The sequence below is a fragment of the Herbaspirillum rubrisubalbicans genome, assembly GCF_003719195.1.
GTDB lineage: Bacteria > Pseudomonadota > Gammaproteobacteria > Burkholderiales > Burkholderiaceae_D > Herbaspirillum > Herbaspirillum rubrisubalbicans.
Genome location: NZ_CP024996.1, coordinates 4785405 through 4807660, shown reverse-complemented (window position 1 = coordinate 4807660; position 22256 = coordinate 4785405). Strand labels below are relative to the sequence as shown.

The following is a 22256-nucleotide window of genomic DNA, read 5'->3' as shown; positions in this document are numbered from 1 at the left end:
TCCAGAAAAGCACACCATCATGACCCAACAACTGACGCTGGCGCTCTCCAAGGGCCGCATTTTCGAAGAGACCCTGCCGCTGCTCCAAGCCGCCGGCATCACCGTGGCCGAGGATCCAGAATCCTCGCGCAAGCTGATCCTGCCCACCAATGATCCCAACGTGCGCGTGATCATCGTGCGCGCTTCGGACGTGCCGACCTATGTGCAATACGGTGCCGCCGATTTCGGCGTGGCCGGCAAGGATGTGCTGATGGAACATGGCGGTGAAGGCCTGTACCAGCCCATCGACCTGAACATCGCCAAGTGCCGCCTGTCGGTGGCGGTGCAGGAAGGATTCGACTACGCCAACGCGGTGCGCCAGGGTGCGCGCCTGCGCGTGGTGACCAAGTACGTCAACACCGCGCGCGAGCACTTCGCCTCCAAGGGCGTGCACGTCGACCTGATCAAGTTGTATGGCTCGATGGAACTGGGCCCGCTGGTGGGCCTGTCGGACGCCATCGTCGACCTGGTCAGCACCGGTGGCACGTTGCGTGCCAACAAGCTGGTGGAAGTCGAGCACATCATCGACATTTCTTCACGCCTGGTGGTGAACCAGGCCGCGCTGAAATTGAAGCGCGAGCGCTTGCAGCCGATTCTCGATGCCTTCGAGAAGGCATCCAAGGCCAAGTAATTCCACGACCCCAGATATCTTCGCAGAGCAGGTGAGACCATGAGCATTGCCATCCGAAAACTCGATTCCGCCGAAGCCGGCTTCCGTGACAAGCTGTCGGCCGTGCTGGCCTTCGAAGCCAGCGAGGACGAAGCCATCGATCGCGCTGCGGCGACCATCCTGGCCGATGTGAAGGCGCGCGGTGACGCCGCCGTGCTGGAATACACCCAGCGCTTCGACCGCCTGCAGGCTGCTTCCGTGGCCGGCCTGGAGATCGGCAAGGAGGCGCTGCAAGCCGCGCTGGCCGGACTGCCCGAGGCACGCCGCCATGCGTTGCAGACCGCTGCTGACCGCGTGCGCGCCTATCATGAGCGCCAGAAGAAGGAATGCGGCTCCGATGGTTTTCTCTATCGCGAAGCCGATGGCACCGAACTGGGCCAGAAGGTCACGCCGCTGGATCGCGTGGGCATCTACGTGCCGGGCGGCAAGGCGGCTTATCCGTCGTCGGTACTGATGAATGCGATCCCGGCCAAGGTGGCCGGTGTGCAGGAAGTCATCATGGTGGTGCCGACACCGGACGGCGTGAAGAATGAACTGGTGCTGGCCGCTGCCGCCATCGCTGGTGTGGATCGCGTCTTCACCATCGGTGGTGCGCAAGCCGTGGGCGCACTGGCCTATGGCACCGCGACCATCCCGCAGGTGGACAAGATCGTCGGCCCCGGCAACGCCTATGTGGCCGCAGCCAAGCGGCGCGTCTTCGGCGTGGTCGGCATCGACATGATCGCCGGTCCCTCCGAGATCCTGGTGATCTGCGATGGCGCCACCGATCCCGACTGGATCGCCATGGACCTGTTCTCGCAAGCCGAGCACGATGAACTGGCGCAATCCATCCTGCTGTGCCCGGACGCGGACTACATCGCCCAGGTGGAAGCCTCGATCAACCGCCTGCTGGAGGACATGCCGCGCAAGGACGTGATCCGCACCTCGCTGACCGACCGTGGCGCGCTGGTCAAGGTGCGCGATATGGAACAAGCCTGCGAGATCGCCAACATGATCGCCGCCGAGCACCTGGAAATTTCCGCACAGGAACCGCAGCAGTGGGCTGACCAGATCCGTCATGCCGGTGCCATGTTCCTGGGGCGTTTCTCGTCCGAATCGTTGGGCGATTATTGCGCCGGTCCCAATCACGTGCTGCCGACTTCTCGCACGGCGCGCTTCTCCTCACCGCTGGGTGTGTATGACTTCCAGAAGCGTTCCAGCGTGATCCGCGTGTCGGAACAGGGCGCCCAGACGCTGGGCAAGATTGCCGCCGAACTGGCCTATGGCGAAGGCTTGCAGGCGCACGCCCGCTCGGCCGAATTGCGGCTCAAGAAGTGACATGATGACGTCCGCCACCGACTCCCTCGCAGGCGCCGGCTGGCTGGACCGCGTGTATTGCGAGGATGCGCTGGATGTCAGCGGTGGGCTGGCGCGCATTCCCGATGGCAGTGTCGACCTGTTGATCGCCGACCCGCCTTATGGCCTGGGCAAGGATTACGGCAATGATTCCGACAAGCTCGATACCGCTGCGTATCTGGCCTGGACCGAGCAGTGGGTCGACGCCGTGCTGCCCAAGTTGAAGCCCAATGGCAGCCTCTACATCTTCCTGACCTGGCGCAATTCGCCGGAGATCTTCGTGATGTTGAAGCAGCGCATGACCATGATCAACGAGATCATCTGGGACCGTCGCGTGCCCTCCATGGGAGGGAGCGTGCGGCGTTATTCCTCGGTGCATGACACTATCGGCTTCTTTGCCCGCGCCAAGGATTATTTCTTTGATCTCGATGCCATCCGCATTCCCTATGACGCCCAGACCAAGAAAGCGCGTTCGCGCTCCATCTTTGTTGGGGCCAAGTGGCTGGAGATGGGCTACAACCCCAAGGATGTGTGGAGCGTCTCGCGCCTGCATCGCGAGCACAAGGAGCGCGCCGATCACCCTACGCAAAAACCGCTGGAAGTGGTGGAGCGCATGGTCAAGGCCTCTTGTCCGCCGGGCGGCGTGGTGCTCGATCCCTTCATGGGCAGCGGCACTACGGCCGTGGCGGCACGCCGTTGCGGGCGGCACTTTACCGGTTTCGAACTCAACCCCGATTATTGCGAACTGATCCGCCAGCGCCTCGATGCCCTCGATGCGCCGGCCCCTGCGAGCCAAGATGATGAATCCCTCCAAGCCTGAGATCGTGGACCAACTGGTCGCCAACGTGATCCGCCCCGTAGTGCGCGGCTGGCACTCCTATCACGTGCCCTCGGCAGCAGGGCTGGTCAAGCTCGATGCGATGGAAAATCCCTATGTGTTGCCGGTGGCGCTGCGTGAGGAACTGGCGCAGCGACTGGCTGCGCTGGAGCTGAACCGTTATCCGGTACCGTCCTATACGCAGCTCAAGGCGGCCATCTGCGAGCGCCTGGGGGTGCCGGCAGGGTATGAGGTATTGCTGGGCAATGGTTCGGATGAGTTGATCACCATGCTCTCGGTGGCTTGCGCCATGCCCGGTCGCACCATCGTGGCGCCGGAGCCGGGCTTCGTCATGTATGGCATCTCGGCCCAGATGGCCGGGCTGGACTACGTGGGCGTGCCGCTGCGCGCCGACCTGAGCCTGGACCTGCCAGCCATGCTGGCGGCCATCGAGACGCACAAGCCGGTCATCACCTGGCTTGGCTACCCCAACAATCCCACCGGCACGCTCTACGAGATGGCCGACGTGCTGCGCATCATCGAAGCCGCCGCACCCTACGGCCTGGTGGTGGTCGATGAAGCCTACCAGCCCTTTGCCACCTCTACGCTCATGCCGGCATTGCCGCGACACAACAACCTGGTGGTCATGCGCACCGTTTCCAAGCTGGGGCTGGCGGGCGTGCGCCTGGGCTACCTGTCGGCGGCGCCGGCGCTGTTGCGGGAATTGGACAAGGTGCGCCCGCCCTATAACGTCAATGTGTTGACCGAAGCGGCCGTCCTGTTCGTGCTGGATCACCTGCACGTACTGGAGTCCCAGGCCGCCCGGCTGCGTGCGGCGCGCAGCGATCTGGCCAGCGCGCTGGCGGCGCTGGACGGGGTGCAGGTGTTCTCGTCGGCGGCCAATTTCATCTTGATCCGCGTCCCGGATGCCGATAAAGTCTTCGCCGGTTTACTGGCGCGCAAGGTACTTGTCAAAAATGCCGGTAGAATGCACATGTTGCTGCAAAACTGTTTGCGTATTACCGTCAGTTCGGATGAAGAAAACGCCATCTTCCTGACGGCCCTGACAGCAGCACTGCGCGAACTGTGATGGTAAAGATCGCGCCCAGGCAAGCTCCCAGCATTACCCAACGATAGAAGCCCGTCTAACCCTGACCATGTCTACACCGAGAACCGCGGAAGTCGTCCGCAACACCAACGAGACGCAGATCCGCGTTGCCATCAACCTGGATGGCACCGGCCAGCAGAAGCTGGATACCGGCGTGCCCTTCCTGGACCATATGCTGGACCAGATCGCCCGCCATGGCCTCATCGACCTGGATATCCAGGCCAAGGGCGACCTGCACATCGATGCGCACCATACGGTGGAAGACGTGGGCATCACCCTCGGGATGGCCTTTGCCAAGGCCATCGGCGACAAGAAGGGCATCCGCCGCTACGGCCACGCCTACGTGCCGCTGGATGAAGCCCTGTCGCGCGTGGTGATCGATTTCTCCGGCCGTCCCGGCCTGGAATACCACATTCCCTTTACCCGCTCGATGATCGGTTCCTTCGATGTGGACCTGACCAGCGAGTTCTTCCACGGTTTCGTCAATCATGCGCAGGTGACCCTGCACGTGGACAACCTGCGTGGCGTGAATGCCCACCACCAGGCCGAGACCGTGTTCAAGGCCTTCGGCCGTGCGCTGCGCATGGCCGTCGAGCTTGATGCACGCGCTGCGGGTACGATTCCCTCGACCAAGGGCAGCCTGTAAACGCAGGGTATCGCTAAATCATCTGGTTTTCCGGTGCGTGAGCACCGTTCAATTTCACCATGAATAAAATTGTTGTAGTCGATTACGGCATGGGCAACCTGCGCTCGGTGGCGCAGGCGCTGCGCCATGTCGCGCCTGAAGCCGATGTGCGCATCTCCGGTGAAGTCGCCGATATCCGCGCTGCTGACCGCGTGGTCCTGCCCGGCCAGGGTGCCATGCCCGACTGTATGCGCAGCCTGCGTGAATCGGGCGTGGAGGACGCCGTCATCGAAGCCTCGCGCACCAAGCCGCTGTTCGGCGTATGCGTGGGCGAGCAGATGCTGTTCGACTGGAGTGAAGAAGGCGACACTCCCGGCCTGGGCCTGCTGCCCGGCAAGGTGGTGCGCTTCGAACTCGAAGGCCTGCGCCAGGATGATGGATCGCTGTTCAAGGTGCCGCAGATGGGCTGGAACCATGTGCACCAGACCCGCACTCATCCGCTGTGGGAAGGGATTGCGGATGACGCCTTCTTCTATTTCGTCCACAGCTACTATGCCGTGCCGGCCGAGACCGCCCATGTGGTCGGCCAGACGCCGTATGGCCGTGACTTCGCCTGTGCCGTGGCCCGCGATAATATCTTTGCAACTCAGTTCCACCCGGAAAAAAGTGCCTCGGCGGGTTTGCAGCTGTATCGGAATTTCGTACACTGGAAACCTTGATTTTTGTCTTTCCAGCAAGAAGCACACTGCTGAGCTTCGATAACCCCTCTTTTTTTACTGACTAGTCATCCCCTAGCCATGCTGCTCATACCCGCCATCGACCTGAAAGACGGTCATTGCGTACGCCTCAAACAAGGTGATATGGAACAAGCCACCGTTTTCTCCGAAGATCCGGCGGAAATGGCCCTGCACTGGCTCAAGCAGGGCGCGCGCCGCCTGCACCTGGTGGACCTCAACGGTGCCTTTGCCGGCAAGCCCAAGAACGAGGCGGCGGTGAAGTCCATCCTGCAGGTGGTCGCCCGTTTCGCCGAGGAAAACGAGGTCGAGGAAATCCCGGTGCAACTGGGTGGCGGCATCCGCGACCTGGACACCATCGAGCGCTACCTGGACGATGGCCTGTCCTACATCATCATCGGTACCGCCGCGGTGAAGAACCCCGGTTTCCTGCATGACGCCTGCAGCGCCTTCCCCGGCCAGATCATCGTCGGCCTGGATGCCAAGGATGGCAAGGTCGCCACCGATGGCTGGAGCAAGCTGTCCGGCCACGAAGTGGTGGACCTGGCGCAGAAGTTCGAAGGCTATGGCTGCGAAGCCATCGTCTACACCGACATCGGCCGCGACGGCATGATGGGCGGGGTCAACATCGAGGCTACCGTGCGCCTGGCGCAGGCGGTGACCATTCCCATCATCGCTTCGGGCGGCGTGCACAATGTGGGCGACGTCGAGGCGCTGTGCCGGGTCGAGGATGAAGGCATCGAAGCCGTCATCTGCGGCCGTTCCATCTATGAAGGTACGCTGGACCTGCGCAGCGGCCAGGATCGTGCGGATGAACTGACGCGCGAACTGGAAGCCAACCGCCTGTCCGGCAGCAAATAACATGGCCCTTGCAAAACGTATCATCCCTTGCCTGGACGTGACCGCTGGTCGCGTGGTCAAGGGCGTCAACTTCCTGGAGCTGCGCGATGCCGGCGATCCGGTCGAAATCGCACGTCGTTACGATGAGCAGGGCGCCGATGAGCTGACCTTCCTCGACATCACCGCTTCCTCCGATGGTCGCGACCTGATCCTGGACATCATCGAAGCCGTGGCCTCGCAGGTCTTCATCCCCCTGACCGTGGGTGGCGGTGTGCGCGCGGTGGAAGATGTGCGCCGCCTGCTCAATGCCGGCGCCGACAAGGTCGGCATCAATACCTCGGCCGTGACCAATCCGCAACTGGTAGCCGACGCTGCCAACAAGTACGGCTCGCAATGTATCGTGGTGGCCATCGACGCCAAGCGCGCCGGTGACGGCAAGTGGGAGGTCTACACCCACGGCGGCCGCAATGCTACCGGCCTGGATGCGGTCGAATGGGCGCGCAAGATGGCGCAACTGGGCGCGGGCGAGATCCTGCTGACCAGCATGGACCGCGACGGTACCAAGAGCGGCTTCGACCTCGACCTGACCCGTGCAGTCTCGGAAGCAGTCAGCATTCCCGTGATCGCCTCCGGTGGCGTGGGCGGCCTGCAGGACCTGGCTGACGGTATCACCAAGGGCAAGGCCGACGCGGTGCTGGCGGCCAGCATCTTCCACTATGGCCAGCACACCGTGCAGGAAGCCAAGCGCTTCATGGCCGACCAGAACATTTCCATGAGGCTGGCATGAGCATCAGCGCCAAATGGCTCAACAAGGTCAAATGGGACGAAGTCGGCCTGGTGCCGGTGATCGCCCAGGAAGTAGGCAGCAATGACGTGCTGATGTTCGCCTGGATGAACCGCGAGGCGCTGGCGCGCACCGTGGAGATCGGTCAGGCGGTCTATTGGAGCCGCTCGCGCAAGAAGCTGTGGCACAAAGGTGAAGAATCAGGTCACTTCCAGAAGGTGCATGAAATCCGCTTGGACTGCGACGAAGACGTGGTCCTGCTCAAGGTCGAGCAGGTGGCCGGTATTGCCTGCCACACCGGTCGTCATTCCTGCTTCTTCCAGAAATTCGAAGGCAGCGCCGACAGCGGCGAATGGGTCACGGTCGAGCCGGTCCTCAAGGACCTGGCCCCCGGCGCGGGTGGCGGCCCTGTTGCGGCCACGGCCAGCGAGCCGGCAGCCAAGCCCAAGCGCGTGCGCAAGAGCATCCCCAAGCCCGTCGATAGCGACAAGACCCCATCATGAGCGAAACCCTGAAGCGCCTGGCCGAAGTCATCGAGTCGCGCAAGCTGGCCAATGGCGGCAATCCCGAGAAATCCTATGTCGCCAAGCTGTTCTCCAAGGGCGACGATGCCATCCTGAAGAAGATCGGCGAGGAAGCCACCGAGACCGTCATGGCGGCCAAGGATGCCCGCGTCTCGGGCGACAAGTCCAAGGTGCTCTACGAATGTGCCGACCTGTGGTTCCATTCCATGGTGATGTTGGCCCAGTTCGAGTTGAGCCCGCAGGATGTGCTCGATGAACTGGCGCGCCGCGAAGGGCTCTCCGGCCTGGAAGAAAAGGCCGCGCGCAAGGACTGATCGGCTGGATCGCTTCTCTTATCCCCTTGTTTCCCAGGAGTACGGACTTGGATAATTGCATTTTCTGTAAGATCGCGGCTGGCCAGATTCCCTCGAAGAAGATCTACGAGGATGAAGACCTGATCGCCTTCCACGACATCAACCCGGCCGCGCCGGTGCATTTCCTGATCGTGCCGCGCCAGCATGTGGCGACCCTGGCCGATTGCACCGACGAACATACCGCCATGCTGGGCAAGATGCTGGCGCTGGCGCCGCGCCTGGCGGCCGAGCAGGGTTGCGGTTATGGTCTGGATGCGCAAGGCCAGCCTACTGGCGGGTTCAAGATCCTGATCAACACCGGGCCGGACGGCCGCCAGGAGGTGTACCATCTGCACATGCACGTGATTGGCGGTCCGCATCCCTGGCGGGTACAGTTCGTGCAACAATAAGCATTCGCCGGCCCGGGGGCTGGCAGGTTTCACTTGTACACAGGGCAGGGATGTCCGCTTAGGAGAAGAGAATGGGTTCGTTCAGTATTTGGCATTGGCTGATTGTTCTGGTGATCGTGATGCTGGTCTTCGGCACCAAGAAGCTCGGCAACATGGGTTCCGACCTGGGCAAGGCAGTCAAGGGCTTCAAGGATGGCGTCAAGGGCGCCGACGAGGAAAAGAAGGATGTGGCCATCGACGTGCAGGCCAAGGAAAAGGACAAGTCCGGTAGCTGACCAGGCCGCACCCGCCAGTTCCGACTGGCGGGCCGCATGAGCCCGCAGCCTGCATGGGCCGGGCACTCCAGTCTTGATGCGCTTGCCGCGCCATCGCTGTCCTCCTTAATGTCCACACAGACTCATGATTGATATCGGCCTTACCAAGCTGGCCTTGATCGGCGTGGTCGCGCTGGTCGTGATCGGCCCCGAGCGCCTGCCCAAGGTGGCGCGCATGGCCGGCACCCTGTTCGGCCGCGCCCAGCGCTACATCAACGACGTCAAGTCCGAAGTCAGCCGCGAGATGGAACTCGATGAGCTGCGCAAGATGCAGAAGGACGTCCAGGACGCTGCCAGCGACGTCAGTAATAGCATTCACAAAAGCATGTCAGAAACTGAAGCTTCGATCAACGATGCCTGGAATGGCGGCGATGATTCCTCCAGTTCCGACAGCGCCAGCGCCGGCGGCAGCTGGACCCGCACGCCGGATGCTTCGCTGCTGGCGATCAAGGCCAAGGCCTTCCGTCGCAAGAAGCTCTCGCGCACCACCGGCGTGCCGGCTTGGTACAAGCACCAGAGCGGTCACAAGACCCGTGTCATCTCGGCTTCAGCCCGCGTGGCCAAGTACCGCCGTCCGGTCGGCACCGGCAAGTCGGCCGGTTTCTTCTAATTTGGCGCAGCGCGTCTCACTTCATCAGAATTCCGACCCCATGGCTGAAGAAAACACCCAGGCCGAAGATACCTTCATCTCGCACCTGATCGAATTGCGCAGCCGCATCGTCAAGGCGGCTGCGGTGGTGCTGGTGGTGTTCCTGTGCCTGATGCCGTTCGCGGCCCACATCTTCGACGTGCTGGCCGCGCCGATGATCCATGCGTTGCCCGCCGGCAGCAAGATGATCGCCACTGGCGTGATCACGCCCTTCCTCATTCCCATCAAGGTCACCATGCTGGTGGCCGTGCTGATTTCGCTGCCTTGGGTGCTCTACCAGCTGTGGGCCTTCGTCGCGCCGGGCCTCTATGCGCACGAGAAGCGCCTGATCGCACCGCTGGTGATCTCGTCTTCCGTGCTGTTCGTCACCGGGGTGGCGTTCTGCTACTTCTTCGTCTTCGGCGTGGTGTTCCCCTTCATCAACAACTTCGCGCCCAAGTCGGTCTCGGTGGCCCCGGATATCGATAGCTATGTCGATTTCGTGCTGACCATGTTCGTAGCCTTCGGCGTGACCTTCGAAGTCCCGGTGATCGTGATCGTGCTGGTGCGCATGGGCCTGGTGCCGCTGGCCAAGTTGAAGCAGATTCGTCCCTACGTCATCGTCGGCGCCTTCATCGTCGCTGCCGTGGTTACTCCCCCTGACGTGATGAGCCAGTTGATGCTGGCCGTGCCGCTGGTGCTGTTGTATGAAATCGGCCTGCTGGTGGCGCCCATCTTCGAGCGCGCCACGCGGGCCCCGGATGCCGAGCCCAGCAGTTCGGCTTCTTCCGACTAGGTATCGTCGCTCATCCAAAGACAAAGCCCGCTTCGAGCGGGCTTTGTCTTTATCGCGTTCAGCGATGGATGGCACCAGGTGGCGGGCTTATTCCTCGGCGCTCACCAGTGGGATCTCGCGCAACCACTGCACCAGCGGATAGGCATCCTTGAAGCCTTCCAGCACCCGCTTGCCGAGGTCGGCCGGAATCTTCTTGCGGATATCTTCTTCGGTCCAGACGATGAAGCTCTTGAGCTTCACATAGTCGATGTTGGGTGTGTCCGGATCGAAACCCTTGGGTGGGCGCTGCAGCTTGCCTTCTTCCTGCAGGTCGCCATATGTCGCAACAAGCTTCTTGTTCTTGCGCATCTTGGTGAAGCCCGCTGCGTCCTCCACCACGCGGTTGCGGATGGCGCGCAGGCGCGGCGTGGGTGGTAGATATTCACCACCAGCGATGAGCAACTGACCGGTTTCGTTGATGTGGAAGTAATAGGCCGGACCACCGCCCTGACTGGGCTTTTTCAGGCCGCTGGCGGTGATGGCTGCCGAGAAGTGCGTCTTGTAGGGGCGCTTGTCATGCGAAAAGCGCATGTCGCGGTTGATACGAAACAGCGCCTTCTTCGGATTGCAACCGGCGATGGCCGGATCGAACTTGCTGATCTCGGCGATGAGCTTGATGGTCAGCGCCAGGAATTCCTCGCGCAGGATGTCGTAGCGCGGCTTGTTCATGACGAACCAGGCGCGGTTGTTGTTCTCGGACAGCTCGCCCAGGAACTGGATCAGGTCACGCACATGCATGGGGTGGCTCTCCTGGCTTATTCTTCGTCGTTGTCATCGGTCTTGGGTGGCGGCGGACGCTTGCCCACCGTGATGTTGAGCTTGGTTTCCTGTGACTTGCGCAGCACCGTCATGGCGATCTCCTGGCCGGGCGTCAGTTGGGCGATGACGTTGAGCATCTCGGTGGTATCGGCCACCGGCTTGTCGGCGATGCTCACCAGGATGTCGCCCGGACGCATCCCGGCACGGTCGGCCGGGCCGCCCTTGAGCACGCCGGCGATGATGGCGCCAGTCTTCTTGCCCAGGCCGAAGCTCTCGGCCAGTTCCGGGGTGATGTCCTGCGGTTCCACACCGATCCAGCCGCGCACCACCTGACCATGGTTGATGATGGCTTCCATCACGGTCTTGGCGGTGGACATCGGGATGGCAAAGCCGATGCCGAGGTTGCCGCCGGTGCGCGAATAGATAGCCGTGTTGATGCCCAGCAGGTTGCCGTTGGTGTCCACCAGCGCGCCACCGGAGTTGCCGGGGTTGATGGCGGCGTCGGTCTGGATGAAGTTCTCGAAGGTATTGATGCCCAGGTGATTGCGGCCCAGTGCCGAGACGATGCCCATGGTCACCGTCTGGCCCACGCCGAAGGGGTTGCCGATGGCCAGCACGACGTCGCCCACCGAGCTGTTTTCCGGGTGGCCGAGCGTGATGGCCGGCAGGTTGGGCAGGTCGATCTTGATGACGGCCAGGTCAGTCTCGGGATCGATGCCGACCACCTTGGCGCTGGCCTTGCGGCCATCGGCCAGGGCCACTTCGATCTTGTCGGCCGCTTCCACCACGTGGTTGTTGGTGAGGATGTAGCCCTGCGGGCTGACGATCACGCCCGAGCCCAGGCTGGATTGCTTGTCATCCTGCTGCTGTTCGTCGAACTGGTCGCCGAAGAACTTGCGGAAGAACGGGTCGTTCTGGAAGGGGCTCTTCTGTGGCCGGGCTTCGGTCGTTGTGAAGATATTGACCACCGAGGGCATGGCCTGGCGTGCGGCATGGCGGTAGGAGTCCAGGGCGGGCGCGTTGGGGGCGGCTTCCTGCATCTGCACCGTGGACTGGGCCGGCCGGGCGCGCGATGTGAAGGAACCGGACAGCCAGTCCGGCTTCAAGGTCGCTACAATGAACCACAGCGCCAGACCTACTGTCACCGTCTGTGCAAACAACAGCCATAAACGTCGCATAAAAGAATTCTTGATTTTGATTTGAAATCGGATGAGGAAGAAATGACCCGCCACATTAACAGAGACGAGCTCTCAGCATATCTGGGACGCGCCCTTAACACTGCGCAGTATCGCGATTATTGCCCAAACGGCTTGCAGGTGGAAGGGCGCACCACCATTGGGCGCGTGGTGAGCGGCGTGACTGCCAGCCTGGCCTTGATCGAGGCGGCGCTGGCCTGGCAGGCCGATGCCATCTTGGTCCATCACGGTTATTTCTGGCGCGGTGAAGACATGCGCGTGATCGGGCAGAAGCAACGTCGCCTGAAGCTTTTGCTGTCCAATGACATCAATCTGTTCGGCTACCACCTGCCGCTGGATTCCCATCCTGAGCTGGGCAACAACGCTCAACTGGCCAAGCGACTGGATCTGGACGCGACGGGCCGCTTCGGCGAAAACGATATCGGCTGGATCGGTCGTTGCCATTCTACTGCCGTCAGGACCGCCGCCGACTTGGTGCTGCTGATCGAAAAGCGCCTGGGCCGTAGGCCGCTGTTGATCGGTGATCCGCAGCAAGCCATCGGTCAGGTAGCCTGGTGCACGGGGGCGGCGCAAGGGATGCTGGGGGAGGCCATCGATGCTGGCGCCACGGTCTACATCAGTGGCGAGATTTCGGAACCGACCGTGCACCTGGCCCGCGAGAGCGGCACGGTCTATCTCGCTGCCGGCCACCATGCCACCGAGCGCTACGGCATCCAGGCGCTGGGTGAACATGTGGCGGCGCATTTCGGCATCGAGCACCGGTTCATTGATATCGACAATCCGGTGTGAGAGCCGACTGTGATGCGTCAAGCTTCACTTTAAGAATTGAAAATGTGAAGCCGATAAATTGAGGAAGCGCTTCAGGCCTGCTTCTTGAGCGAATCACGGATTTCGCGCAGCAGCAGCAGCACGTCTTCCGGCGTGGGGGCGGGCGCTGCCGGAGCGGCTTCTTCATTCTTGGTGGCCAGGTCGCGGGCCTTGTTGATGGCGCGCACCATCTGGAAGATGATGAAGGCCAGAATCAGGAAGTTGATGAAGATGGTCAGGAAGTTGCCGTAAGCGAACACTGCGCCGGCCTTCTTGGCCTCGGCCAGCGGCAGGCCATAGGCCTGGCCGTTCAGGGGCAGGTAGTAATTGGCGAAGTCCAGGCCACCGAAGATCTTGCCGACGATGGGCATGATGATATCCTCGACCAGGGAACTGACGATCTTGCCGAAGGCGCCACCGATGATGACACCCACGGCCAGGTCGATCACGTTTCCTTTGATCGCGAAGGCGCGAAAATCCTTGAGCATACTCATCCCTGGTTTCTCCTTTGAAAGTTGCTGTTTAAACATGAGGCGGGCTTACAACGGGTTATATCCTGCCTGCCAGGAAAAGTAAATCGGACAAGAACTGACGCTGCACTGCCAGAAAACGGATAAAAAGAGCAGATTGACAATGGGTTGCGCTGCGTCAAATGTTGATTTTCGCGAGCAGGTACCATACCGGCCGTTAGCTACAAAACCCTATTCAGCTTATATATAATCAAAAAGTTGCATGAGGGTCACTTAGAAGGTCCACGCTAACTTACATTTGGAGATTGGGGTGTTTATGACTGACGAGAATCAGGTCGACGCAAGTCGACGAGGTTTGCTTGTTGCGACTTGTGCGGCCGGAGGTGTAGCGGGTTTGGCCACCGCTGGAGCGTTCGTCTCCACCCTGCAACCTTCTGAACGCGCCAAGGCAGCCGGTGCACCGGTGGAAGTGGATATTTCTTCACTGGCTCCCGGCGAAATGCGCACCGTCGAATGGCGCGGCAAACCGGTCTGGATTCTCAAGCGCACGCCCGAGATGATCGCTTCCCTCAAGCAGACCGATGGCGAAGTGGCCGATCCTAATTCCAAGCGCACCGATTTCTCCCAGACGCCCGATTACGCGCTCAACGAGTGGCGTTCCGTGCGCAAGGATATTCTGGTCGTGGTCGGCATCTGTCCGCACCTCGGCTGCTCGCCCAGCTCTCGCTTCCAGACCGGCCCGCAGACCTCGCTGCCGGACGACTGGCATGGCGGCTTCCTGTGCCCCTGCCACGGCTCCACCTTCGACCTCGCCGGTCGCGTCTACAAGAACAAACCGTCGCCGGACAACCTGCAAGTCCCGCGTTACATGTTTGAAGGCGAAAACAAGCTCGTTATCGGCAAGGACGAGAAAGGGGAGGCCTGATCATGGGAGCATTTCACGAAAAGAAGCTGCCTGATGACGCGCCCGCCGCGGCCAAGGCACTGAACTGGATTGATGCACGCTTTCCGCTGACGGCGACCTGGAAAGCCCATCTTTCCGAATACTACGCCCCGAAGAACTTCAACTTCTGGTACATCTTCGGCTCGCTGGCCTTGCTGGTGCTGGTGATCCAGATCGTCACCGGCATCTTCCTGGTGATGCACTACAAGCCCGATGCCAACCTGGCCTTCGCCTCGGTCGAGTACATCATGCGCGACGTGCCCTGGGGCTGGCTGGTGCGCTACATGCATTCCACCGGCGCTTCGGCCTTCTTCATCGTGGTCTACCTGCACATGCTGCGGGGCCTGCTGTATGGCTCCTACCGCAAGCCGCGCGAGCTGGTCTGGCTGTTCGGCGTGGGCATCTTCCTGTGCCTGATGGGTGAAGCTTTCTTCGGTTACCTGCTGCCCTGGGGCCAGATGTCCTATTGGGGTGCACAGGTGATCGTGAACCTGTTCGGCGCCATCCCCTTCATCGGCCCCGACCTGTCGCTGCTCATTCGCGGCGACTACGTCGTTTCCGACGCCACCCTGAACCGCTTCTTCTCCTTCCACGTGATCGCCATTCCGCTGGTGCTGATCGGCCTGGTGGCGGCGCACATCATCGCGCTGCACGAAGTGGGTTCGAACAACCCGGACGGCGTGGAAATCAAGGAAAAGACCGATGAGAACGGCGTGCCCTTGGATGGCGTGCCATTCCACCCGTATTACACGGTGCATGACATCTTTGGTGTCTCGATCTTCCTGCTGGTGTTCTCGGCGGTGATCTTCTTCGCGCCGGAAATGGGCGGCTACTTCCTGGAGTACAACAACTTCATCCCGGCCGATTCGCTCAAGACGCCGTTGCACATTGCGCCGGTGTGGTACTTCACCCCGTTCTACTCGATCCTGCGTGCCACCACGGCCGACTTCATGGGTTGGCTCATCGCCGGCGTGGCGGCCTATGTGGCGTTGCTGGTGTTCAAGTCGCGCCTGACGGCCAAGCTGAAGATGGCCTCCATCGTCATCGGCCTGGTCATCATCGCCGGGATGCTGGTCTTCGACGCCAAGTTCTGGGGCGTGGTGCTGATGGGCCTGTCGGTGGTGATTCTGGGCGGCCTGCCTTGGCTGGACCAGTCGCAGGTCAAGTCCATCCGCTATCGCCCGAGCTGGCACAAGTACATCTATCTGGTCTTTGGCATCGCCTTCGTCATCCTCGGCTACCTCGGCGTGCAACCGCCGACGGCCATCGGCACCACCGTCTCGCAGGTGTGCAGCTTCATTTACCTCGGCTTCTTCCTGCTGATGCCGTGGTGGAGTGCTGCCGGCACCTTCAAGCCGGTCCCCGAGCGCGTCGTCTACCACCCGCACTAAGCCAGCCGCCAAAGGACAAGAACATGACATTGCTCAAGAAAGTGATTGCCGCGCTGGCCCTGCTGCCGGCGCTGGCCTGCGCCAACGAGGGGGGCTATCCGCTGGATCGCGCCCCGGATCGCACCAAGGATGTTGCTTCGCTGCAAAATGGCGCCAAGCTGTTCGTCAACTACTGCCTGAACTGCCACTCGGCCTCGTCCATGCGCTACAACCGCCTGCGCGACATCGGCCTGACCGAAGAGCAGATCAAGGAAAACCTGATGTTTTCCGGGGAAAAGGTCGGCGATCTGATGAAGATCTCGATGACACCGCAAGATGCCAAGGCCTGGTTCGGTGCCACACCGCCCGACCTGTCGGTGATCGCGCGGGCCCGCGCATCGGAAGCGGGCAGTGGCCCGGACTGGATTTATACCTACCTGCGCAGTTATTATACGGACGACAGTCGTCCCACCGGCTGGAACAACATGCTCTTCCCCAACGTTGGGATGCCGCATGTGTTGTGGGAATTGCAAGGTATTCGCAAAGCCAAGTTCGTCGAAGAGAAGGATCCTCATGACGCGAACAAGACCATCCACAAGTTTGCCGGCTTCGAACAAGTCAAGCCTGGCAAGATGAGTACGGCGGAATATGACAACAATGTCGCCGATCTCGTTGCTTATTTGCAATGGATGGGTGAGCCGGCGCAGAATACGCGCAAGCGGTTGGGTGTCTGGGTGCTGTTGTTCCTGGGTCTCTTCTCGGTATTGGCGTGGCGTTTGAACGCGTCCTATTGGAAGAACATCAAGTAAAAACGTACAATCACGTATCCGCGCAGTTTTTGCGGAATTGCGTATCGGGGTGAGCGTTATGCGTCTCGCCCCCCTTTTGTTTTTAGGGCTCTGAAAAAATGATGGTTCTCTACTCGGGCACGACCTGCCCATTTTCGCAACGTTGCCGCCTTGTCCTGTTCGAAAAGGGCATGGATTTCGAGATCCGCGACGTTGACCTGTTCAACAAGCCGGAAGACATCTCGGTCATGAACCCGTATGGCCAGGTACCCATCCTGGTGGAGCGTGACCTGGTGCTGTATGAATCGAACATCATCAATGAATACATCGATGAGCGTTTCCCGCACCCGCAGCTGATGCCGGCCGACCCGCTCATGCGCGCCCGTGCTCGCCTGATGCTGTTCAACTTCGAGAAGGAACTGTTCGTCCACGTGCACACCTTGGAAAATGAAAAGTCCAAGGCGGCCGAAAAGAACCAGGAAAAGGCCCGTCACGAGATCCGTGACCGCCTGACCCAGTTGGCACCGCTGTTCCTGAAGAACAAGTACATGCTGGGCGACGAGTTCTCCATGCTGGACGTGGCCCTGGCGCCGCTGCTGTGGCGCCTGGATCACTATGGCATCGAGCTGTCGAAGACCGCCGCTCCGCTGATGAAGTATGCCGAACGCATCTTCTCGCGTCCGGCCTACATCGAAGCGCTGACCCCGTCCGAAAAGGTCATGCGCCGTTAAGCTGGTCCGGCTGCACTGCCGCTCAGGCGGCGGTGCAGTTCACAGAAGTTCATATTGCTTTCCACCCCGGCTTTGCCGGCAGATGCGGTTCTAACCGGCGCATCGCACACCACATCAGTCATGCCAGAAGTCTCCACCAAGCCCTATTTGCTGCGCGCCATCTACGAATGGTGTACCGACAATGGCTACACGCCGCACATTGCGGTGGTCGTCGACAGCCGCACGCGGGTGCCGATGCAATTCGTCAAGAATGGCGAAATCGTCCTCAACATCAGCTTCGAGGCCACCAGCGGCCTGAAGATGGAGAACGACAACATACATTTCAGCGCCCGTTTTGGTGGCGTTTCGCGCGATATCCTGATTCCTGTGGAAAATGTGATCGCCATCTATGCCCGTGAGAACGGCCAGGGCATGGCCTTCGAAGCGCCGACACCGGCCACCGCTGGAGAGGCAGAGCAGGCTCCTGAGCAGGAAAGCAGCGCACCGGTTTTGTCATCGGTGCCTGTCTCCGAGCCCGAAAAGAAGCCTGCCGAAGGCAGCGACAAGGGCGATGACGATCCAGAACCACCGAAAAAGGGTGGCCGTCCTGTACTGACCCGCATCAAGTAGGCTATAATCGCCGGCTGAAGTTTTGCTGGCTTAGCTCATCTGGTAGAGCACCTGACTTGTAATCAGGGGGTGGCGGGTTCAAGTCCTGCAGCCAGCACCAGTATTTAAAAGGGTTTGCGACCATAAGGCGCAAGCCCTTTTTCGTTTATAGCGGCATTAGTCGCCGCAATTAGTCGAATATCAATAATAAGGCCCGCAACTGCGGGCTTTATTGTTTATTTTCAGCGACTGTCCACCGCTTGCCGAATAGTCGTCTAGATGCGGACTTGAGAGTAATTCGTAGCAAGGGAAATGAGCAGAAGCGTGTCCAATTTGGGGAGGATGCCCCACTCTGGGGCTATCAAGAAGGCTTGCTGCATTGCTCCGCAAGTTGTGCTGATGAGCGCTTTCTAAACACTTATTCCTGCCTCTTCTAGCACATAAATCGACATAAATTATAAGTTCCTCCGTGTTGTAATCCTGAGCATCAGGACGCGGATCCAATTGAAACAATTGATGTTGTACGGGAGAGATAGTTGTCCATGGGCGTTACGCCGGACCAATAGCAGCAAGATCCAATCAGTATTTTCATAGTTCAACTTTGATGACGGGGGTTTCATGAGTAATCAAGAAAACGAGCGGTTCTTCTCCGATGAATTTACTGGCGCTGCTGAGTCTGGAAGCGACATTCGCGAGGGCTTCACGCGTCGCGATATGATGCGCACCCTGATGGCCGGCAGTCTCTTGACGCTGGGTTCGACCAGCCTTATGGCGGTGAGCAGTAGCGCCATGGCACAGACACCCAAGCGTGGCGGCAAACTCCGTATGGCCACCCAAACCAGTTCCACTGCCGATACGCTCGATCCCGCCAAAGCGGCACACGCCACTGACTACACGCGAGTAAACCTGTTCTATAACGGCCTGACCAAACTCGATAGCAAGCTCGGCCCGCAGATGGTGCTGGCCGAAGAATTGCTGACCACGGATGCCATTACCTGGACCGTCAAGTTACGTAAGGATGTCATTTTTCACGATGGAAAGCCGTTCACCCCGGCCGACGTCGTGTACTCACTGATGCGCCACAAAGATCCGGCTGTCGCCTCCAAGGTCAAGGTCGTGGCAGATCAGATCGAGTCAGTCAAAGCCACTGGCCCCAATGAGGTGCAGATCAAACTGGCCGGTGCCAATGCCGACCTGCCTGTGATCTTGTCCACGGCGCAATTCCTGATCATCCGAGACGGTACGACCGAATTCCGCACGCCCAATGGAACTGGGGCATTCAAGTGTAAGGAGTTCACTCCAGGAGTGCGAACCATTGGCGTGCGTAATGAAAACTACTGGAAATCGGGAATGCCTTATCTCGATGAGGTTGAAGTCTTTGGTATTCCCGATGAAGCTGCCCGGGTCAATGCCTTGCTATCGGGCGATGTGCATTGGATCAATGACGTGAATGCCCGTTCGACCGAGCGCGTCAGGACGAGCGCAGGCTATACCGTGATAGAAACCAGAACGGGTCTCTATACCGATCTGGTCATCCGTCAGGATGTGGCACCTGGCAATAGCATGGATTTCACCCTGGGAATGAAGTATTTGATGGACCGGGAGCAAATCAAGAACGCTGCCTTCCGTGGTTATGCCGTGACCGCCAATGATCAACCTATCGATCCGACCAATCGTTTCTACTTCCCCGGTTTGCCGCAGCGTCCTTACGACCCGGACAAGGCCAAGTTTCACCTGCAAAAGGCCGGCGTCTTAGGCAGCACTATCCCGCTCGTGGCGTCGGCAGCGGCTACCGGTTCGGTCGACATCGCCGTGCTGATGCAGCAGAGTGCTCAAAAGATAGGGTTGAAACTGGATGTGAAACGCGTCCCCCCTGATGGCTATTGGTCGAACCAGTGGATGAAGGTGCCGTTGGGCTTCGGCAATATCAATCCGCGTCCAAGTGCAGACATTCTGTTTACGCAGTTGTTCAAGTCCGATGCGCAATGGAATGAATCGGGATGGAAAAATGCACAGTTTGATCAATTACTGGTCGCCGCACGTGGGGAGACCGATTTCAACAAGCGCAAACAAATGTATGCCGATATGCAGACTCTCGTGCATGAGAAATGCGGCATCGGCATCCCCGTCTTCATCATTAACCTGGAAGGCGTCAATACCAAGGTGAAGGGCATCACTCCCGTTCCACTGGGAGCATTCATGAACTACACCTGCGCAGAATATGTTTGGTTGGATGCCTGAGTGAGATCGCGTCGTTGAGTAAAAAAGCGGTGCAGTATTTTTATGCTGCACCGTTCTCTGGCTGATCACTCCAATGCTGTGACACGAATCGGTAGTTATTTAAGAAAGTATTGATGCGCACCTTATTGCTGAAAAAAGAGGAAGTTCGCAAGTTGATCTCCATGAAGGAGGTGATTGGTACCGTCGAAGAGGCTTATCGGGCATTCAGTGCAAACAGCGTCATGCAGCCTCCTTATACCGGCATACATCTTCCTGAACCGAGAGGAGAAATCGACTTCAAGCTGAGCTATTACAAGGGCAACGAAATTATTTCCATGAAGAGTTCTTCGGGGGCATTTCCCGATAATCCCAAACTCTATGGTGTGCCCAGCAGCATGGGGACCATCCTTCTGTTTGATGCCAGATCGTGCGCCCTGATCTGCGTCATGGATGGCAGCTTGGTCACTGGACTCAGAACAGGCGCTGCCGGGGCGGTCTCGGCCAAGGTGCTGGCAAGAAAGGACGCCAAGATAATTGGCGCAATTGGTACTGGGCAGCAGGCCCGGATGCAGATTCGCGCTCTGCGCGAAGTCATGGATATTCAGGGCATCAAAGCATGGAGTAGAACCGCTGAAAAAATGGCCAGCTTCAAGGCCGATATCGAGCGCGATGTTGGTCTTCCTGTGGTACTGGCCACCTCGGCACAGGATGTGGTCGCCAGTTCGGACATTCTTATTACCACCACGCGTGGTACCGGCCCGGTCGTGAAAGCCGAGTGGGTCAAGCCGGGCACACACATCATTGCCATCGGCGCTGATCAGCAGGGAAAACAGGAACTGGACCCCGCGTTATTCAAGCACGCCAAGATCGTGCATGACTCCACTGCACAGTGCTGTGAAAAAGGGGAGAGCTGGCATCCACTGACACAACAGATCATTACCATGAATGATATTCATGGTGAGCTCGGAGAGATTCTGTTGGGTAAGAAGCCAGGCCGGGAGAACGATGAGGAAATCACGATTTTCGATTCCACCGGGATGGCCATTCAAGACAATACGACTGCTACGAAAATCTACCAAAACGCCGTCGCTCAAAAGATCGGTGAGTTCTTTGAATTCATTGAGTAAGTTCGCTTCGCATTTCCTTTGGAGCGAAAAAAAGGAATCCACTTCATGCATGAATACCCAACCCTCCAAGACATTCACCAAGCGCGCGAACGGCTCTTGCCCCATATCAGACATACGCCCTTGCTTCGCGCAGAAAAAATCGAAAAACAGCTTGGTTGCGAACTCTATCTGAAACCCGAAACACTTCAGATCACGGGTGCTTTCAAGATTCGAGGTGCGCTGAACAAATCCTTATCGCTACCGAAGGAGGCGATTGCCAACGGGATCATTGCGACCTCTTCCGGCAACCACGCGCAAGGTCTGGCTTATGCCGCCAGGATGCTCGGAGTGAAGGCGCTCTTGGTGTTGCCGGTGACTACTCCGAAAATCAAGATCGCCAACACGCAAGCACTGGGTGCGGAGGTTATCTTGTTCGACGGTGATACCGCAGCCCGTTGGAAAAGGGTCGCCGAGATCGCCGAGGAAAATCACTATGTGATGGTTCACGCCTTCGAAGATCCCGTGGTGATGGCCGGCCAAGGTACCATAGGGTGCGAAATCATCGATGATTTGCCAGATGTGGATACCGTCATCATTCCCATCGGTGGGGGCGGCTTGATTTCCGGGATTGCGACTGCGCTTAAGGAAACCCGCCCCTCCATCAGGGTGGTCGGGGCAGAGCCTGCCCTCACACCCAAGTACTATCAGAGCCGCATCAACAAGCAAAGAACTTCATTGCCGCTGAAAAATACCATCGCGGATGGGCTCAGAATCAGTGTTCCGGGACAAAATCCCTATCCCATCATAGAAAAGTATGTAGACGAGATCGTTCTCGTCGAGGACGAGCACATTATCGAGGGGATGCGTATCCTGGCAAAAGATGCCAAGCTCATTGCGGAGCCGGCAGCTTCGATTGGTATAGGGGCGTTGCTGGCGGGCGGTCTCAGCGTGCGGCCGGATGAGAAAGTCTGTGCGGTATTGACCGGTGGCAATTGGGACTTGTTCGACTTGGCTGACGTATATAAACCCGTCGCATAAAAAAATTGAGGTAAGTATTTGATATAATCAACATTCACGCCGGAATGGCAGTCAGGAGGGCGGGTTCAAGCCCTGCAGCCAGCACCAATACCGAAGCGGCTCACAGTGATGTGAGCCGTTTTTCTTTGGCCCTCCTGTTCTGCTTTTGCTCCGCAATTTCTGCAATGATGGGAAATCGCTGCCGTTGCAGTACTCCCTCCGGCCGCTGTAGCATCCTGCGCGCGACGCGGGATAATAACGCCGTC

Annotated in this window: 25 protein-coding genes, 1 tRNA gene and 1 pseudogene; 24 read left to right on the top strand and 3 right to left on the bottom strand. The window is 59.3% G+C overall.

Features of this window, described 5'->3' with window-relative positions:
* Positions 1–19 precede the first annotated feature (19 nt).
* From hisG to tatC, 14 genes and pseudogenes are all read left to right on the top strand, one after another.
* On the top strand, positions 20–670 hold the full coding sequence (gene hisG, locus RC54_RS21370; protein WP_058896836.1) for an ATP phosphoribosyltransferase: 651 nt from the start codon (positions 20–22) through the stop codon (positions 668–670).
* A 39-nt stretch (positions 671–709) separates the two neighbouring features.
* Positions 710–2026 (top strand): histidinol dehydrogenase, encoded by a 1317-nt coding sequence (gene hisD / locus RC54_RS21365; protein ID WP_061789916.1) that lies wholly within the window; start codon positions 710–712, stop codon positions 2024–2026.
* Position 2027: 1 nt separating this feature from the next.
* Positions 2028–2864, top strand: a complete 837-nt coding sequence (locus RC54_RS21360) for a DNA-methyltransferase (protein ID WP_061789915.1) — start codon at positions 2028–2030, stop codon at positions 2862–2864.
* Positions 2845–3951 carry a histidinol-phosphate transaminase gene (gene hisC / locus RC54_RS21355; RefSeq protein WP_061789914.1) on the top strand — a complete coding sequence of 369 codons (1107 nt, stop codon included), beginning with the start codon at positions 2845–2847 and terminating at the stop codon, positions 3949–3951. Before RC54_RS21360 ends, hisC begins: the two co-directional genes overlap by 20 nt.
* A 67-nt stretch (positions 3952–4018) precedes the next feature.
* The gene (hisB, locus tag RC54_RS21350) at positions 4019–4615 is read left to right on the top strand and encodes an imidazoleglycerol-phosphate dehydratase HisB (RefSeq protein WP_017453774.1); all 597 of its coding nucleotides are present in this window, start codon (positions 4019–4021) and stop codon (positions 4613–4615) included.
* A 59-nt stretch (positions 4616–4674) separates the two neighbouring features.
* Positions 4675–5313 carry an imidazole glycerol phosphate synthase subunit HisH gene (gene hisH / locus RC54_RS21345; RefSeq protein WP_058896832.1) on the top strand — a complete coding sequence of 213 codons (639 nt, stop codon included), beginning with the start codon at positions 4675–4677 and terminating at the stop codon, positions 5311–5313.
* 78 nt (positions 5314–5391) lie between these two features.
* Positions 5392–6189, top strand: coding sequence for a 1-(5-phosphoribosyl)-5-[(5-phosphoribosylamino)methylideneamino]imidazole-4-carboxamide isomerase (hisA, locus tag RC54_RS21340; protein ID WP_008332447.1), 798 nt, complete (start codon positions 5392–5394; stop codon positions 6187–6189).
* A gap of 1 nt (position 6190) precedes the next feature.
* Positions 6191–6955: an imidazole glycerol phosphate synthase subunit HisF gene (gene hisF / locus RC54_RS21335; RefSeq protein WP_017453776.1), complete on the top strand. Its 765-nt coding sequence runs from the start codon at positions 6191–6193 to the stop codon at positions 6953–6955.
* Positions 6952–7335: pseudogene (gene hisI, locus RC54_RS21330) on the top strand (phosphoribosyl-AMP cyclohydrolase); the annotation flags it as partial. The gene hisF and the pseudogene hisI, both read left to right, overlap by 4 nt.
* 116 nt (positions 7336–7451) lie before the next feature.
* Positions 7452–7790 carry a phosphoribosyl-ATP diphosphatase gene (locus RC54_RS21325; protein WP_017453778.1) on the top strand — a complete coding sequence of 113 codons (339 nt, stop codon included), beginning with the start codon at positions 7452–7454 and terminating at the stop codon, positions 7788–7790.
* Between the two features lie 47 nt (positions 7791–7837).
* Complete coding sequence (locus RC54_RS21320) at positions 7838–8218, top strand: histidine triad nucleotide-binding protein (RefSeq protein WP_058896831.1); 381 nt, start codon at positions 7838–7840, stop codon at positions 8216–8218.
* 71 nt (positions 8219–8289) lie between these two features.
* Positions 8290–8493, top strand: a complete 204-nt coding sequence (gene tatA, locus RC54_RS21315; protein WP_017453780.1) for a Sec-independent protein translocase subunit TatA — start codon at positions 8290–8292, stop codon at positions 8491–8493.
* A 124-nt stretch (positions 8494–8617) separates the two neighbouring features.
* Entirely contained in the window at positions 8618–9142 is a 525-nt protein-coding gene (tatB, locus tag RC54_RS21310) for a Sec-independent protein translocase protein TatB (RefSeq protein ID WP_017453781.1), read from the top strand.
* A gap of 40 nt (positions 9143–9182) precedes the next feature.
* Entirely contained in the window at positions 9183–9956 is a 774-nt protein-coding gene (tatC, locus tag RC54_RS21305; protein ID WP_058896830.1) for a twin-arginine translocase subunit TatC, read from the top strand.
* An 87-nt stretch (positions 9957–10043) separates the two neighbouring features.
* Here tatC and RC54_RS21300 read toward each other — a convergent pair whose 3' ends face one another.
* Positions 10044–10733 (bottom strand): DUF2461 domain-containing protein, encoded by a 690-nt coding sequence (locus tag RC54_RS21300; RefSeq protein WP_058896829.1) that lies wholly within the window; start codon positions 10731–10733, stop codon positions 10044–10046.
* 17 nt (positions 10734–10750) lie between these two features.
* On the bottom strand, positions 10751–11932 hold the full coding sequence (locus RC54_RS21295) for a Do family serine endopeptidase (protein WP_058896828.1): 1182 nt from the start codon (positions 11930–11932) through the stop codon (positions 10751–10753).
* 42 nt (positions 11933–11974) lie between these two features.
* Between RC54_RS21295 and RC54_RS21290 the strand changes: the two genes are divergently transcribed.
* Entirely contained in the window at positions 11975–12739 is a 765-nt protein-coding gene (locus RC54_RS21290) for a Nif3-like dinuclear metal center hexameric protein (protein WP_061789913.1), read from the top strand.
* 71 nt (positions 12740–12810) lie between these two features.
* On the opposite strand, the gene mscL is transcribed toward RC54_RS21290, so the two are convergent.
* Positions 12811–13251, bottom strand: coding sequence for a large conductance mechanosensitive channel protein MscL (mscL, locus tag RC54_RS21285; protein WP_061789912.1), 441 nt, complete (start codon positions 13249–13251; stop codon positions 12811–12813).
* Between the two features lie 292 nt (positions 13252–13543).
* Here mscL and petA point away from each other — a divergent pair, with 292 nt between their 5' ends.
* From petA to RC54_RS21240, 9 genes are all read left to right on the top strand, one after another.
* The gene (petA, locus tag RC54_RS21280; protein ID WP_017453787.1) at positions 13544–14152 is read left to right on the top strand and encodes a ubiquinol-cytochrome c reductase iron-sulfur subunit; all 609 of its coding nucleotides are present in this window, start codon (positions 13544–13546) and stop codon (positions 14150–14152) included.
* A 2-nt stretch (positions 14153–14154) separates the two neighbouring features.
* On the top strand, positions 14155–15561 hold the full coding sequence (locus RC54_RS21275) for a cytochrome b (RefSeq protein WP_058896826.1): 1407 nt from the start codon (positions 14155–14157) through the stop codon (positions 15559–15561).
* A 23-nt stretch (positions 15562–15584) separates the two neighbouring features.
* Positions 15585–16349, top strand: a complete 765-nt coding sequence (locus RC54_RS21270; RefSeq protein ID WP_058896825.1) for a cytochrome c1 — start codon at positions 15585–15587, stop codon at positions 16347–16349.
* 98 nt (positions 16350–16447) lie between these two features.
* The gene (locus RC54_RS21265) at positions 16448–17059 is read left to right on the top strand and encodes a glutathione S-transferase N-terminal domain-containing protein (protein ID WP_017453790.1); all 612 of its coding nucleotides are present in this window, start codon (positions 16448–16450) and stop codon (positions 17057–17059) included.
* Positions 17060–17179: 120 nt separating this feature from the next.
* Positions 17180–17668, top strand: a complete 489-nt coding sequence (locus RC54_RS21260; RefSeq protein WP_061789911.1) for a ClpXP protease specificity-enhancing factor — start codon at positions 17180–17182, stop codon at positions 17666–17668.
* Positions 17669–17692: 24 nt separating this feature from the next.
* Positions 17693–17768: transfer RNA gene (locus RC54_RS21255), tRNA-Thr, on the top strand.
* Positions 17769–18265: 497 nt separating this feature from the next.
* Positions 18266–19888 carry an ABC transporter substrate-binding protein gene (locus RC54_RS21250; RefSeq protein WP_061789910.1) on the top strand — a complete coding sequence of 541 codons (1623 nt, stop codon included), beginning with the start codon at positions 18266–18268 and terminating at the stop codon, positions 19886–19888.
* A 113-nt stretch (positions 19889–20001) separates the two neighbouring features.
* Entirely contained in the window at positions 20002–20994 is a 993-nt protein-coding gene (locus tag RC54_RS21245; protein WP_058896822.1) for an ornithine cyclodeaminase family protein, read from the top strand.
* Positions 20995–21039: 45 nt separating this feature from the next.
* Positions 21040–22011 carry a threonine/serine dehydratase family protein gene (locus RC54_RS21240; RefSeq protein WP_058896821.1) on the top strand — a complete coding sequence of 324 codons (972 nt, stop codon included), beginning with the start codon at positions 21040–21042 and terminating at the stop codon, positions 22009–22011.
* The last annotated feature ends 245 nt before the right edge of the window (positions 22012–22256 follow it).

Bases quoted from the DNA above. Each gene is read 5' to 3' on its own strand.
- hisG (WP_058896836.1), top strand. From the start codon at position 20: ATGACCCAACAACTGACGCTGGCGCTCTCCAAGGGCCGCATTTTCGAA.
- hisD (WP_061789916.1), top strand. From the start codon at position 710: ATGAGCATTGCCATCCGAAAACTCGATTCCGCCGAAGCCGGCTTCCGT.
- RC54_RS21360 (WP_061789915.1), top strand. From the start codon at position 2,028: ATGATGACGTCCGCCACCGACTCCCTCGCAGGCGCCGGCTGGCTGGAC.
- hisC (WP_061789914.1), top strand. From the start codon at position 2,845: ATGAATCCCTCCAAGCCTGAGATCGTGGACCAACTGGTCGCCAACGTG.
- hisB (WP_017453774.1), top strand. From the start codon at position 4,019: ATGTCTACACCGAGAACCGCGGAAGTCGTCCGCAACACCAACGAGACG.
- hisH (WP_058896832.1), top strand. From the start codon at position 4,675: ATGAATAAAATTGTTGTAGTCGATTACGGCATGGGCAACCTGCGCTCG.
- hisA (WP_008332447.1), top strand. From the start codon at position 5,392: ATGCTGCTCATACCCGCCATCGACCTGAAAGACGGTCATTGCGTACGC.
- hisF (WP_017453776.1), top strand. From the start codon at position 6,191: ATGGCCCTTGCAAAACGTATCATCCCTTGCCTGGACGTGACCGCTGGT.
- RC54_RS21325 (WP_017453778.1), top strand. From the start codon at position 7,452: ATGAGCGAAACCCTGAAGCGCCTGGCCGAAGTCATCGAGTCGCGCAAG.
- tatA (WP_017453780.1), top strand. From the start codon at position 8,290: ATGGGTTCGTTCAGTATTTGGCATTGGCTGATTGTTCTGGTGATCGTG.
- tatB (WP_017453781.1), top strand. From the start codon at position 8,618: ATGATTGATATCGGCCTTACCAAGCTGGCCTTGATCGGCGTGGTCGCG.
- tatC (WP_058896830.1), top strand. From the start codon at position 9,183: ATGGCTGAAGAAAACACCCAGGCCGAAGATACCTTCATCTCGCACCTG.
- RC54_RS21300 (WP_058896829.1), bottom strand. From the start codon at position 10,733: ATGCATGTGCGTGACCTGATCCAGTTCCTGGGCGAGCTGTCCGAGAAC.
- RC54_RS21295 (WP_058896828.1), bottom strand. From the start codon at position 11,932: ATGCGACGTTTATGGCTGTTGTTTGCACAGACGGTGACAGTAGGTCTG.
- RC54_RS21290 (WP_061789913.1), top strand. From the start codon at position 11,975: ATGACCCGCCACATTAACAGAGACGAGCTCTCAGCATATCTGGGACGC.
- mscL (WP_061789912.1), bottom strand. From the start codon at position 13,251: ATGAGTATGCTCAAGGATTTTCGCGCCTTCGCGATCAAAGGAAACGTG.
- petA (WP_017453787.1), top strand. From the start codon at position 13,544: ATGACTGACGAGAATCAGGTCGACGCAAGTCGACGAGGTTTGCTTGTT.
- RC54_RS21275 (WP_058896826.1), top strand. From the start codon at position 14,155: ATGGGAGCATTTCACGAAAAGAAGCTGCCTGATGACGCGCCCGCCGCG.
- RC54_RS21270 (WP_058896825.1), top strand. From the start codon at position 15,585: ATGACATTGCTCAAGAAAGTGATTGCCGCGCTGGCCCTGCTGCCGGCG.
- RC54_RS21265 (WP_017453790.1), top strand. From the start codon at position 16,448: ATGATGGTTCTCTACTCGGGCACGACCTGCCCATTTTCGCAACGTTGC.
- RC54_RS21260 (WP_061789911.1), top strand. From the start codon at position 17,180: ATGCCAGAAGTCTCCACCAAGCCCTATTTGCTGCGCGCCATCTACGAA.
- RC54_RS21250 (WP_061789910.1), top strand. From the start codon at position 18,266: ATGAGTAATCAAGAAAACGAGCGGTTCTTCTCCGATGAATTTACTGGC.
- RC54_RS21245 (WP_058896822.1), top strand. From the start codon at position 20,002: ATGCGCACCTTATTGCTGAAAAAAGAGGAAGTTCGCAAGTTGATCTCC.
- RC54_RS21240 (WP_058896821.1), top strand. From the start codon at position 21,040: ATGCATGAATACCCAACCCTCCAAGACATTCACCAAGCGCGCGAACGG.